Consider the following 13,804-nt stretch of genomic DNA (forward strand, 5'->3'; position numbering starts at 1 on the left):
CTGCCATCCGCTTTTTTATATCCCCACACATTAAACAAATTCTATTTATATTTATACCCTAATCATTTCCGGTTATGCGTTATTTATCCCTATTGTTGTTATGTGCAGGTTTTACTGCATGCCACCAAACTACAACCCATACTGCTGCAAACAACAGCGCAATTCATTTACAGCTCTCATCCCTCTATAGCCGGGATACGGTGAAGCTGGTATTAAAAGAAAGCGCCGTTAAACATAAGGAGGCCGACAAGATCTTTCTGCAAGCCATTGATACTTACCGCAATAAAAAGAACCCGGCTGCCAGCATTACGCTGTTTAAAAACTCCATTCTGCTGCAGCCGCAGGCCAAAGCCTATTATGAATTAGGCAACGCGCTGCTGGATAGCAATGAGCCGCTGGAAGCCACCAATGCATATACCATCGCGGAGCTGCTGGACTATACTCCCTTGCACAGGGTTTTATATAACCAGGCCTGCGCTTACTCCCGGTTAAAACAGAACGAAAAAGCCAAATACTACCTGGTATCAGCTATTGAATTTGGATACAGTAACCTGAAAAATATACTCAACGACCCGGACCTGCAAAATTTAAGAGAGGACTATAAATGGGATTTCCGGCACACGGTTATCAACGCATTTGGCGGTGCTACAGACCCCGAAAAGCTGCAGTGGAACCTCTTTTGCAGGGAATTTGAGGTACTGGACCTGCCCATAGTGCTGGACAAGGAATATGCACACACGCTGAGAGATCACTACATTTCGTATGATTTTGAACGTTATATACCTGAAATGCGCGACGAAAAATTTTCACGCGAAGTAGGGAATGAATTCTATCACGTTGGATTGGTAAAAAGTACGGATAGCGTGCGTACCCTCATTTATGCATCACGGGAAGAGCTGGGCGATTCAGAGGCCGATCCCCTGTATTATATATGCAGCTATACCACCACTGGTAAGCTGATACAAAAAATGCTAATAGGCGGGCGCCAGAAGCTGGATGAACCTTACCGGATACCCACCATACAACCCAATGGCGATGTGCAGGTAACCCAGTTTAAGATGCGGTATGAAAAAGATCCGTACCAGGCAGGATTTGAGGATAACAAGATCATAGAAATGAAAGAGCTGGATAAGGAATACTATGTGCTGGAAGCGGATGGCCATTTTGCCAAGCAGCCGGCCTTACTGGGTATGCGTTAACAGCTGGGTAATTCTCTTTTTAAGAAAAAAACGGATCCAGGCTTCCATGAGCAGCAGGTTCAGCGTCCAGCTTAACCAGGAAATAAGAATATAGGCATCTTTAGGATGCAGGGGAATATTGAACACATCTATCAGGTAAGCATACAGCCTTAATGTAAGTGCTGAAAGCGTTAACGCATAACTACGCAGCAGCATCTGCCCATGTAGCTGCCAGCGCCTTTGCAGGGCATAACGCCATCCCATATACGTACTGCCCAGCCATAAGCAGGATAGCAGCACAAAACTAATGCGGGCGGCTATTCCACCATTTGCATAAAAAGACATAATAAGCCCACTGGGCCCGCTCAGGCAAAGTACCGTTAACACATATATTTTACCGGAGGTACGGTGCACGCGCGGATATTTTTTCAGCAAATACCAGCTGCACTGCAACAGCCCGGTAACTAGTACCACACTGCTAATGAACACATGTGTATAAAAGCTTAGCCGCCAGTGGCGGATGTGGTACACCCATTGTTTGGTCATCAGGAAATCCGTGTACCGGTTAAGGGATGTATAGGGCCAGCTGAGGCGCAGCATTAACCAGCTACCGTAGAGTATAAATGCAGTAAATACAAAAAGGAAACCGCGTTTTATGTATTGCAGCATTATCCGGCTATCATCTTATTGAATGTAATATCTTCTCCTTCTAAGCCGGTAGAATATGTTTTATCCTCGTTAAACTGTAAGATAAAAATGCTGTTACGTTTAGGGAATTCTTCATTGGGCTGCCAGTTTACATGTATCGTGTCTCCTTTCTGCTCCCAGGTACCTTTCAGCGTAATGGATTGTTCAGCGTAAGTGCTGTCAGTTACTTTTGGATAATAGTCGAACAGGCAGCTGCCATCTTCATCAAAGTAAAGCTCGCCCTGCTCACTGGTAAAGGGGTAGTTCAGTACACTGATACTTTCGTTTTCTTCAGTTCGTTTCACGAAGTTTAGCGTAAAGTTTTTTTCCTGCAGTGCTTTTTTATCCAACGGTTCCCAGTGCCCTTTGGCAGTAGTAAATTCTTTATCAAAAACCAGTTTGAAATGCCCGTCAAAAGGGTGATCGCCGGGTTCATTGAGGGTAGCTACCCAGCGATCTCCCTCCTGTTTCAGCGTTCCGCTAAGGTTGCGCCGCAAGCCTTTATGCACATTATAGCCCGCCAGGTGATTCGGGCTGGTATAGTTGATGGTAATGAAAATGGGCGCGCCGCCAAAATCGCCTTTATAAAGCCCCTGGGCACGTTCTTCCGGTGCCCCGGCGGCAACAGCAGTACTGTCTGTAGCGGCAACGGGCGGTGCAGCAGGTGCGGAACATGCGCCCAGTATAATAGCGCAGGCAAGGGTAGTTATAGTGTATTTCACAGGTATTCAGGATTTGGCGTAAAATAAAGTAATTCTATGGTAATTTATTTACACCAAAGTGTATTAATCTCCTATTATAATCCGGATATGTACTAATTTTATAAATGAACCATATCTTAACAGTACGTTACCATATGATTTAAATCATTGGATAAAACAAACTATCATCCTACTTTTGAATAATGAACATCACAAAACAACACAGGGAGCGGCCTAAATGGCTGCATGAGATGGACTTCATGGGCATGCACCTGATACCTTTACTGGCTTTCTTTACACACGTAACGGCGTTTGACTGGATCTTGTGTGCGGCGCTGTATGTAGTACGCATGTTTTTTGTAACCGGCGGTTATCACCGGTATTTTTCGCACCGCGCTTTTAAAACATCGCGCTTTTTCCAGTTTATACTGGCAGGCGGAGCGCAAAGCAGCTTTCAGAAAGGGGTACTGTGGTGGGCTGCTAATCACCGTGTTCACCATAAGCACAGCGATACACCGGAAGATCCGCACTCTGCAAACCTGTATGGTTTCTGGTATGCGCATATTGGCTGGATCATGGGACCGGAATACAAACCTACCCGTTATGAGCTCATCAAGGATATGAAACATAAAGAGCTGTACTGGCTCAACAAATATCATTTTGTGCCACCGGTAGTTTTAGCCCTGGCAGTATACCTGGTGGGTAACAAAGTGAACGGTACCGGCTTCTTTGACTGGGGCGCAGGTGTTTCCACTTTGCTGATCGGTTTTTTCCTGAGCACCATCATACTGTTTCACGGCACCTTTACCATTAACTCCCTGATGCATAAGATCGGTAAGCAGCGTTATAAAACCGGCGATCAATCCCGCAACAGCCTGGTGCTGGCGCTGGTAACGCTGGGTGAAGGCTGGCATAACAACCACCACTATTATCAAAGCGCTGCCCAGCAGGGTTTCTATTGGTGGGAAATTGATATCACTTACTACATCATCCGCGCCTTAGGCGCGCTGGGTATTGTATGGGATATACGCGGCGTACCGGTGAAAGTGAAGGAGAGTAACAAGCTGAACCAACCTGCAGGAAATAAAGTGCCCATACCGGCGCCGGAATATCAATCGGAAAACTAGGGAAACCTATCCGGTATAAGTACAACTAATACCGGGATTTGGTACATACCTCTCAAATACACGTTGTGTACTTTTGTGAAGTATAACCAATATCCGGGCAGTATGACCAAGAGCAAATATTTCTTCCTCATCATCATATTAGGCGCCTTGACAGCATTGGCGCCTTTTTCTATTGATATGTACCTGCCGGGTTTCCCGGCAATTGCCAAAGACCTGCATAGCGATATTGCAGCGGTGGCACTTTCTTTATCCAGCTTTTTTATTGGCGTGTCTGCCGGGCAGCTGCTGTATGGCCCGCTGCTGGACCGTTTTGGCAGAAAGCGTCCTTTACATATAGGCTTGCTGGTGTACCTGCTGGCATCATTGGGCTGCGTGCTGGCCACGTCGGTGGAGGCGTTGATAGTGCTGCGCTTTGTGCAGGCATTAGGTTGCTGTGCTGCAACGGTAGCCTCTACCGCTATGGTGCGCGACCTGTTCCCGGTAGAGGATAATGCTAAAGTATTTTCCATGCTGCTGCTGGTAGTAGGCGCATCGCCTATGCTGGCGCCGGCTATTGGCGGGTATGTAAGTGAGTTCCTGGGCTGGCATTACATTTTTATAATTCTTACAGCGCTGGCCGCCGTAATACTGGCCGCCGCTTTCTGGGGCTTGCCGGAAAGCAGCGCGCCGGATCCTAATTACTCTTTAAAGCCGGGACCTATTACGCGCAGCTTTCTTTCCGTAGTACAGGAGCCGCGGTTTACCACCTACGCTTTAACCGGCGCTATTTCCTTTGCAGGATTGCTGACGTATGTAGCGGGATCGCCCAATGTGTTCCTGGAGATCTTTAAAGTGTCAGGCACACAATACAGTCTCATATTTGCTTTGCTGGCAGCGGGTTTGATAGGCGCGGGACAGGTGAATAGCGTAATGCTCAGAAAGTATAAGAGTGAGCAACTGATCGTAACCGCATTGATCACTCAAACTATTATAGCCTTGGTATTGGTAACTGCCAGCACAAATGGCTGGATAGGGTTTAGCGGTACGCTGGTGCTTATTTTCATGTACCTGTCATGCGCAGGGTTTATTTTCCCCAATGCATCGGCCCTTTCCATGGCGCCGTTCTCTAAAAATGCAGGCAGCGCATCTGCGCTCATGGGCGCTTTACAAATGGGGTTAGGCGCGCTGGCCTCTGTAGCAGTGAGCCTGTTAAGCAAAATAGATCATACTACTTTTCCTATGACGGGTGTAATGGCTGGCTGTTCCCTGCTGGCAATGGGCATTTTATTGACCGGCACCCGGGTGATCCGGCTTAGAGATGCCCGTAAAACGGTGCTCTGCGATCTTTCCGCCTGAGCTTAATTCAGCCTTGCAGGATCAGGATTATCCTTTAAGCGGTCTTTGGCAAATGTAATGGCAGTTTTACCATGTGGCGCGGGCTTTCCGCTTTCATCTACATTTACGAACACCATTTTTTCTATAGCCAGTACCGGTTCCTGGGTGATCTTGTTCCTGACCTCACATTTCAGCGTAATAGAAGTAGTACCAAAGTGGGTAGCTACTATGCCCAGCTCAATAATATCGCCTAAGCGGGGTGCGCTTATAAAATTGATCTCTGAAATAAACTTGGTAACCACATGCGGGTTGTTAAGCTGCAGAATGGCGTAGATCACAGCTTCTTCATCTATCCATTTCAGTAAGCTGCCGCCAAATAAAGTGTGGTTGGGGTTCAGGTCTTCCGGTTTCACCCACCTGCGGGTGCGGAATTTTAATTCGGGTCCTTGCGTTTGCATAAAAAATCCTTTTTTAAGAGAAGTATTGGAATAGGGAGGGGCCTCTCGCATTGAATGACAATGCAAAGGTCAGCAATAAACCAGAATTTTTTAAGTGATATTATTTATGCAGGTATAGGCGCCGTCTATTAATTATTTAATGCTTTCCACAAAAGATCCTTCAGCTCATTCAGCCCCTGTTGGGTAACGGAGGATATGAACACATGCGGTACATCTGCCGGCAGTTCCGCTGCTATAGCAGCTTTCAGCTCATCATCCAGCATGTCGCTTTTGCTGATGGCCAGCAGGAATTGTTTATCCAGCAGCTCAGGATTGTATTGTTCCAGCTCATTCAACAGAATGTCAAACTCCTCCCGGTGATCTTTACTATCCGCCGGTATCAGGAATAGCAATACGGCGTTACGTTCTATATGCCGCAGGAAACGGTGCCCCAGGCCACGGCCTTCGTGGGCGCCTTCAATAATACCCGGCAGGTCGGCAATGCAGAACGATTGATTATTGTGGTAAGCTACCATGCCCAGGTTAGGGGTAAGGGTAGTAAATGCGTAATCGGCAATTTTAGGTTTCGCGGCGGTGATGGTTGAAAGCAGGGTAGATTTGCCGGCATTGGGAAAACCAACCAGCCCCACATCCGCCAGCACTTTCAGCTCCAGCACCTTCCAGCCTTCCCGGCCGGGCTCACCGGGCTGGGAATATTCCGGCGTTTGGTTGGTGGACGTTTTAAAGTAGGCATTACCGCGGCCGCCAATGCCGCCCGGCATTAAGATCACCTCCTGGCCGTCGTTCAGGATCTCTGCTTCCAGCTCCCCGGTTTCCTCATCGCGCACCTGGGTGCCGGGTGGCACCTCAATAATAATATCCTCCCCATCGGCCCCTGTACAATTATTGCGGCTGCCATTGCCGCCATCCTTTGCTACTACGTTCTTGTACCAGCGCAGGTGCAGCAGGGTCCATAGCTGGGCATTCCCTTTCAGGATAATGTGCCCGCCGCGGCCACCATCGCCCCCATCAGGTCCGGCCTGCGGGTTGAATTTGGTGCGCATAAAATGGGCGCTGCCGGCGCCGCCTTTGCCGGATTTACAAAAAACACGTATATAGTCTACAAAATTTTCCAAAAGCTTCAATTTACGGGTGGCAGGGGCTGCCCTGCCTTAAATAAAAACGCAAAGATCGTGAAGTTTGCGTGAAAAGAAACAATCACGCTACATACGATCTTTGCGTTATGATATTTTTGCGCAGGCAGGGCCTGCAAACTGCTCGTATATTCCGGCTCAGCGCCCTGGCTGCCTAACATGGGGCTTCTTATTCACTTGCTCAACCTCTCTGCTGCCAACTGCCCACTGCTAACTGCCAACTACACCTTCTCGCTCACCAGCTCATCGATCTCTTTACTCAGCAGGCTGAATATTTCATCAATACTGCCGTTGCCTTTGATCTTTTTAAACTTACCGTATTTGGCATAGTGATCAGCCACCGGGGCAGTTTTGTTATGATATTCCACAATACGTGCCTTCACAATTTCCTCGCTGGCATCATCGCTACGGCCGGAGGTAAGGCCCCGGTTCAGCAGGCGTTTGATCAGCTCATCTTCCGGCACTTCCAGGCTTAGTACAGCAGCAATGCTGGTTTTCTTTAATGCCAGCAGCTTGTCCAGCGCTTCTGCCTGGGCAGAGGTGCGGGGAAAACCATCGAATATAAATCCCCGGGCTTCCGGGTTGGCATCCAGTTTGGAACTGATCATGCCTATTACTACTTCATCCGGCACCAGCTGGCCCTGGTCCATCACTTTTTTAGCTTCCATTCCCAGGGGTGTCTGGGCGCCTATTTCGCTTCGCAGCAGATCGCCGGTGCTCAGGTGAATGAGGCCGTATTTCTGGATCAGGTTAGCACTTTGTGTACCCTTGCCGCTACCGGGAGGGCCAAATAAAATAATATTGACCATGTTCTTTAAAAAACTTAATTAAGCAAGATTGCAAATATAACAAATATTGAATGTTCTGGTAACTAAAATTACCGTTGCTTAAATAATATAAAACAATTTATCGGAATAATTAACAACATTTAAAAAATTAGCTAAAAAGATAAAATTTTTTGAAATATGATTTTAGTATAAAGCATTTATTTTATGCACGTTAAACAGATACATAATTTATTTTATTAATCCGTTGAACCTCATATAAATATTTGTATGTTTATAGGCATGATGAGGAAGCAATTTATGGTACTGGGCCTCACAGGGTTTTTCATGACAGGACAAGCGGTTCAGCAAGGGCCCACATTGCAGGACAGGACATTTTCACAGGAGGTAGCCTCTTTACCGGCGCCCCTGCAGCAACAAAAAGATACACTCGGACAGGATGGTCCGGCAGCCCAATGGGCCGACAGTGTTTTTAACACGCTTACGCCGGAGGAGCGTATTGCGCAGCTGATTATGATCCGCGCACATTCCAACCTGGGGCAGGAACATATTGATAAAGTGGTGAACGACATCCACAGCAATAAAGTAGGCGGCGTTATCTTTTTCCAGGGCGGCCCGGTGCGGCAGGCCCAGCTAACAAACTATTATCAATCCATTTCCAAAGTGCCGCTGCTGGTATCTATTGACGGCGAGTGGGGCCTGGGCATGCGGCTGGACAGCGTGATAAGCCTGCCCCGCAACCTGATGCTGGGCGCCCTGCAGGATAGCACGCTGGCCTGGCAATACGGGCACCTGCTGGGGGAGCAGTGCCGCCGCATGGGGATTCATATTGATTTTGCGCCCGACATGGATGTGAATAACAATCCCAACAACCCGGTAATTAACGACCGCTCTTTCGGGGAAAATAAATACCAGGTAGCCCGCATGGGGGTGGCCACTATACAGGGTATGCAGGCCGCAGGCATTATGGCCTGCTCCAAGCATTTTCCCGGTCATGGTGATACGGATGTAGACTCTCACCTGGATCTGCCGGTGATAGGCAAAAGCCGCGCGCAGCTGGATTCACTGGAGCTATACCCTTTCCGGCAGGCTATTGCAGCCGGCGTAGGTTCTATTATGGTGGCGCACCTGTATGTGCCGGCTATTGATAAGCGGCCTAATACACCTACCTCTATCTCCTATAATGCTACCACCAGGCTGCTAAAAAATGAACTGGACTTTAAGGGCCTGGTAGTAACCGATGCGCTGGAAATGAAGGGCATTGCCAAGTTTTACTCCAAAGGGGAAGAGGCATTACAGTCCCTACTGGCCGGTAATGACCTGCTGGTGCTGCCCTCCACGGCAGAGGGCAGTGTGGCCGCTATTATGCGCGGTATAAAACGCGGGCAGATCAGCTGGGCGGAGGTGAACAAGCGCGTAAAAAAAGTGCTCGTGGCCAAATATAACCTGGGCCTTAATAAACCACAGATTATAGATACAGCGCACCTGACCGATGACCTGAATGCTAAAACAGATACTTTAAAGAAACAGATTGCGGAACAGGCCATTACACTGATAAAGAATGATAACCGCCTGGTGCCTTTCAAGATGTTTCCCGTTAAGAAAGAAAAGATGGCCGTGGTAGCCGTAGGTGCAGATGGACCCAATACCTTTTTGGAAACGGTTAAAACCTACCGCCCGGATGCGGATGTGTTTGTATTTACCAACCGCCAGAGCTTACAGGAAGTAGCGGTGCTGATGAACAAGCTGCAGCGGGACTATAAGCAGGTGATCATTAGCCTGCACAATTACAACCGCCGCCCGGCTAATAGCTTTGGCATTACCGTAGCAGAAAAAGTATTGGTACGGCAGCTGCAGCAGGAAATGCCTTCTGTGCTGGTGGCCTTTGGCAACCCTTATGCATTGCAATATTTTTGCGAAGCGCCCACCATTATGGCTGCTTATGAGGATGATGATATTACCCAGAAAGCAGCAGCCAGCATCCTGTTTGGCAAAATAGCGCCCAAGGGAAAATTGCCGGTGACTGTATGCAACATTCCCTCTGGCAGCGGCATCACCTATGAGCTGCCTAAGTTTATTACGCTGCCCAAAATTACACCGGAAGAAGTGGGTATGAAATCGGCCGTGCTAAACGAAATAGACGGTATTGCCAAAAACATGATAGACCAGGGCGCGGCCCCGGGCTGCCAGGTGCTGGCGCTGAAGGATGGGCGTGTAGTGTACGATAAATGTTTTGGCTTTTATGAATACAACCGCTGGGAAGAGGTAACGCCATCCTCTATATATGACCTTGCATCCGTAACAAAGATCTGCGCCACCACCATTTCCATTATGCGCCTGTATGATGAAGGCAAGGTAAAGCTGGATGCTAAGCTGGGCGATTATTTGCCTATTGTAAGAGGTACGGATAAAGCTAACCTGCGCATTCGCGATATTCTGCTGCACCAGGCCGGCCTGGCGGCTTTCATTCCTTTTTATAAGGCAACATTATATAGCAATGGCATGCCGGATACGGTGCTGTATCATAAAGATGCGGATTCACTGCATACCGTACGGGTAGCAGATCATATGTATATGGACAGCAATTACGTGGGGGTGATGTATAAGACTATGCTGGATAGCAAGCTGAATCCGCGCCAGGGTTATGTGTACAGCGATATGGATTTTATTTTCCTGGGCAAGATTGTAGAGCAGCTTACCGGTAAAAAGCTGAATGAATATGTAAAAGAAACCTTTTACGATCCCCTGGGGCTGGAAACCACTGGTTTCCGCCCAAGAGAACGTTTTCCTTTACAACGTATAGCGCCCACGGAATTTGAACATACGTTCCGCATGCAGCTGATACGTGGTGATGTACACGACCCTGGTGCAGCCATGTTTGGCGGCGTTGCCGGTCATGCAGGATTGTTTTCTAACGCGAATGATCTCGGGGTGTTGTTACAAATGCTACTGAACGGGGGCCGGTATAATGATATGCAGTTTATTAAACCGGAAACAATTCAAATGTTCAGTGCCTATGGTACGCCGCAAAGCAGGCGTGGCCTTGGTTTCGACAAACCGGAAAGAGATAATGCACATCGCAAAGATCCTTATCCGGCCGCCAGCGCCTCTCCCCTTACTTTCGGGCATACCGGGTTCACAGGAACCTGTATCTGGGTAGACCCACAGTATAAACTGGTGTTTGTATTCCTTAGTAACCGGGTATGCCCTTTGGGCGGCGCCAATCTCAAACTAAGCACATTGCACGTTCGAGAACAAATTTTAGAAACATTATACAAAGCAATGAAGTAGGGTGAATAATGAAGTGCAGGCACTGCACCATTCACAGCGTACTATTTGCTTTCTACGGATACCAACCTGTTTACAGACAGCTGGGTTTTGATCTCTACTGAACGTTGGATCACACCATTTTTACCATTCCTTACTTCAAAGGTATAGTTACCGTCTTCTAAGCCCTGCAGGTTGTAACGGCCCATGAATACAGGCGTAGCGGGAATAATTTCGCGGTGTAATACGTTGTGGTTCTGATCTTTTATCAGCAGTATTACTTTGTCGGCACCGGGATTTTCAACGCTTACACGAAATACCAGGGAATCTTTCCTGGGCTGGGAAATGTTCACTTTAAAATTGCTAGGCACATCAGATGAAAAATGCGTAGCGGTAGCACGGGCGGTGTTCAGCGCAAAAGTATGTTCCTGAGCAGCAACGCCGGTAGCGGTTAACAGCATGGCAGCAATAGCCATAGTAGCGGTTTTGGACATGTGTTTCATGACATTAAGTTGTTTAAATGTTTAAATTTTTCGGGGGCAGTATTAGCTAATACTTAATGCCTTTTTGACTTTTTTGTTTTTGTCGCCGCAAAGATAGTACATCATATGTTAACAGAACGTTATGCACCCATTAAAAATTTATGATGGATTGTTTGTACATAAATGCCCGCAAGCCATACAATCGGCGTATGAGTGATTGAAAATCAAGCGCTCATATAGCGGTTGACGTTAGTAAGAAATTTTCAGGGCCTTAAATTTCTTGACGTAACTCTGACACTTCTCCGGCGGGCAGGTTAAAATTGTAGCGGATCCATCTGATGAGCGAATCCAGGCGCGGATAATGATATAAACGGTCGTTCATCTTTCGTATAGTCGTATCAGATATAACCCAGTTCATAGCGTAGGTATTGCTGTCACTTTTTTCATAAAGGGAGATGGGAAAGTAAGTAGTATCCTTATTGATCTCACGCAAATAATTAATGAGGCGCAGATTATTTACAATGGTTTGCGTACCGTAAGAACCAATGAGTGTTTGCACCGGCGCCAGCAGATCATTTACCAGGGGATGTACTTTGTGCAGCTGCATAGGCTCCCGGCTGGAGTTGGTGATGTGTATTACATACCAGCGCAGCTTTTTAGGCAGCTGCAGATTTTTCAGCTGCGGGTAATAGCTGCTGCTGTCATGCACCCACTGGTTCAGCTTTAAGATCATTTCATGTACTACGCCGGCGCCTGAATTATCAAAGTAACCGCCATCTACAAAATAACTGTCGTGTATGCGGCCGGCAGGGCTTATGTATGGAAAGCGCGCACCTAATACTACCGCAGTGCTCAGGCGCATATCTTCCCCCGGTTTTAACAAGCTTAGCACATCCATCCGTTTACCAAAGATGGTAGAATCAATATTAATGTTGCTTACTACACCGGGCGTGCCATCCTGCATGCGGGTAGTGTTAATACATAATATAGGTAAGGTGTAAGCGCTATCCTGCTGCCGGGTTACAAGGGCCGACATTCTTTGCTCAAATGCCTTGCGCATGATCACAGAATCCGGCGCGGCGTTTTCGATAGCATATTCCAGTGCGGCTGCACGGTCATAGACAAAGGGGAAAGGGAACACGGGACGGAACAGGTCCGGTCCCATCATACGTGCAAGGCTATACGTTAAAAAGTCGGATTTCAGGTAATCCTGCGCTTCCCGCAAGAGGGTATGATGCCCGCGGTAAATGCTGTCGCGTTTTTGTAATAAAGCAAAGAAGGTGCTGTTGCCTACACTGCCGCCGGATGCGCCGGAAAGGCACAGCAGGTGTTTTGAGAACTGGCTGTTGGAGCCTTCTTCCAGGCGGCTGAGCACTGCGGCTGTCCAGTAACCGGAGCGGGAGGCGCCCCCATCGGCCAGCACAAAAAATACCGGGTAAATACTATCCCGCTGTATAACAGCCTGCCGCTGCTGCACCCAGTTAATAAAATATTCTTCCAGGTGCTGCCGGTTATCAAACAGCTGGGTGCTGTTTTCACGGTCCTTTATAATACGTGCGTAGTGCGGCTCAAATATAAAACCAAGGATCACCAGCAGCGCAATATATACCACTGTTACATTAATGCCCGATAGCATGGAGGAAAGCGAGATGATATTGAAAAATCCCAGCAGCACACCCAAAGCCAGCAAAGCAAAGGGAAAGCTGCCAATAAGGTTGGCAAAGGGCAGGTAAAAAATAGCGGTAAGGTAGCAGATGGTGGCGAGTACGGAAATAACATTGAAAATTACGAAGAGCAGCGCTTCCTCTGCTGTTCTGGACATGTTGTTGTTTTTTTTATGGTTGTTCCACACAGTTTTGAGCACCCGCACAAACAGGGGGTTCGTCCACCGGTTGCTGCGCAACACCAGCTTGCTGCGGTTATTGACCAGGAACAGCGCGGCATACTGCATCCAGGTAATGCCCGCCACCAGGGAGGTTACGGTATTGAGCCACCCGCATAATACGATAGCCACAAAAATAGATATCAGTAATACCGTGCAAACGAGCATCAATTTTTTGCGTTTGCGCAGTACATTACCCCAGCGGATCATTAAATAACTAATGCCAATATATAATAGCAAATGCAGGCCCAGCAGCGCCCATAACCAGCTGCCCAGCGGGCCTATGCCTACGGGGCATTGCAAAATGGCCAACGCAGTAACAGCAAAGCATAAATAACCCAGTATACGCGGCAGGTGTGAAATAAGCTGCCGCGCCAGCCGGCCTGTAAAACAGCCATACTGCAGATCTTTACGGTAAGCTACTATACGGCCGGAGTACCAGTTCACATAAGCCCAGAAGAATAGCATGAGTAAAACCACTATACCGCTCCACCTCGTTTCTGTGGCCTTTACAATAATATCTATGCCCTGCGGAAGCCACCAGAAACACCAGGCCGCCAGCATCAGCAATATAATAGCTGCTGCAAATACAGAGAACAGGCGCAGGTAAACGGTGAACTGGCGTAAGCAATGTATAGCCGTTCTGTAAAGTGATAGTAACATACCTGAAGGCTTTGGATATGACAATCAGTTATTCGCTCCACTCAAATTAGGGAACAAATTTTAAAAACGGGAGTAGTTGTTTTTTCAGCACAGCCGCACACAGTTATTCACTTCCAATTGCAAATTG

The 13,804-nt window shown here is 47.7% G+C and carries 11 protein-coding genes; 4 read left to right on the forward strand and 7 right to left on the reverse strand.

The window, feature by feature from the left end; genetic code table 11:
• The first annotated feature begins 74 nt into the window (after window positions 1–74).
• Window positions 75–1,199 (forward strand): TPR end-of-group domain-containing protein, encoded by a 1,125-nt coding sequence (locus BMZ54_RS05080; protein ID WP_143080911.1) that lies wholly within the window; start codon window positions 75–77, stop codon window positions 1,197–1,199.
• Here the strand turns inward: BMZ54_RS05080 and BMZ54_RS05085 are convergent.
• Both BMZ54_RS05085 and BMZ54_RS05090 read right to left on the reverse strand, forming a co-directional pair.
• Window positions 1,182–1,847: a DUF2306 domain-containing protein gene (locus tag BMZ54_RS05085; RefSeq protein WP_089907081.1), complete on the reverse strand. Its 666-nt coding sequence runs from the start codon at window positions 1,845–1,847 to the stop codon at window positions 1,182–1,184. The two genes, BMZ54_RS05080 and BMZ54_RS05085, sit on opposite strands and share 18 nt — an antisense overlap.
• Window positions 1,847–2,587, reverse strand: coding sequence for a hypothetical protein (locus BMZ54_RS05090; protein ID WP_089907083.1), 741 nt, complete (start codon window positions 2,585–2,587; stop codon window positions 1,847–1,849). The genes BMZ54_RS05085 and BMZ54_RS05090 overlap by 1 nt, the downstream gene beginning before the upstream one ends.
• 182 nt (window positions 2,588–2,769) lie before the next feature.
• On the opposite strand from BMZ54_RS05090, the gene BMZ54_RS05095 reads away from it, so the two are divergent.
• Entirely contained in the window at window positions 2,770–3,693 is a 924-nt protein-coding gene (locus BMZ54_RS05095) for an acyl-CoA desaturase (RefSeq protein WP_089907084.1), read from the forward strand.
• 102 nt (window positions 3,694–3,795) lie between these two features.
• Window positions 3,796–5,028 (forward strand): multidrug effflux MFS transporter, encoded by a 1,233-nt coding sequence (locus tag BMZ54_RS05100; RefSeq protein ID WP_089907087.1) that lies wholly within the window; start codon window positions 3,796–3,798, stop codon window positions 5,026–5,028.
• Window positions 5,029–5,030: 2 nt separating this feature from the next.
• On the opposite strand, the gene BMZ54_RS05105 is transcribed toward BMZ54_RS05100, so the two are convergent.
• The 3 genes from BMZ54_RS05105 to BMZ54_RS05115 form a co-directional block, all read right to left on the reverse strand.
• Window positions 5,031–5,465, reverse strand: coding sequence for an acyl-CoA thioesterase (locus BMZ54_RS05105; RefSeq protein WP_089907089.1), 435 nt, complete (start codon window positions 5,463–5,465; stop codon window positions 5,031–5,033).
• 128 nt (window positions 5,466–5,593) lie between these two features.
• Window positions 5,594–6,580, reverse strand: a complete 987-nt coding sequence (gene obgE / locus BMZ54_RS05110) for a GTPase ObgE (protein WP_089908393.1) — start codon at window positions 6,578–6,580, stop codon at window positions 5,594–5,596.
• A 239-nt stretch (window positions 6,581–6,819) separates the two neighbouring features.
• Window positions 6,820–7,407: an adenylate kinase gene (locus tag BMZ54_RS05115; protein ID WP_089907091.1), complete on the reverse strand. Its 588-nt coding sequence runs from the start codon at window positions 7,405–7,407 to the stop codon at window positions 6,820–6,822.
• A 258-nt stretch (window positions 7,408–7,665) separates the two neighbouring features.
• Between BMZ54_RS05115 and BMZ54_RS05120 the strand changes: the two genes are divergently transcribed.
• Window positions 7,666–10,674 (forward strand): serine hydrolase domain-containing protein, encoded by a 3,009-nt coding sequence (locus BMZ54_RS05120; protein ID WP_238386494.1) that lies wholly within the window; start codon window positions 7,666–7,668, stop codon window positions 10,672–10,674.
• 41 nt (window positions 10,675–10,715) lie between these two features.
• On the opposite strand, the gene BMZ54_RS05125 is transcribed toward BMZ54_RS05120, so the two are convergent.
• Together BMZ54_RS05125 and BMZ54_RS05130 are read right to left on the reverse strand one after the other, a co-directional pair.
• A complete protein-coding gene (locus tag BMZ54_RS05125; protein ID WP_143080912.1) occupies window positions 10,716–11,153 on the reverse strand; it encodes a hypothetical protein in 438 nt (145 codons plus the stop codon).
• A gap of 250 nt (window positions 11,154–11,403) precedes the next feature.
• Window positions 11,404–13,677, reverse strand: a complete 2,274-nt coding sequence (locus BMZ54_RS05130; RefSeq protein WP_089907096.1) for a patatin-like phospholipase family protein — start codon at window positions 13,675–13,677, stop codon at window positions 11,404–11,406.
• Window positions 13,678–13,804 lie beyond the last annotated feature (127 nt).

Origin of the sequence: Chitinophaga rupis (assembly GCF_900109685.1) — a bacterium.
Classification (GTDB): Bacteria; Bacteroidota; Bacteroidia; order Chitinophagales; family Chitinophagaceae; genus Chitinophaga; species Chitinophaga rupis.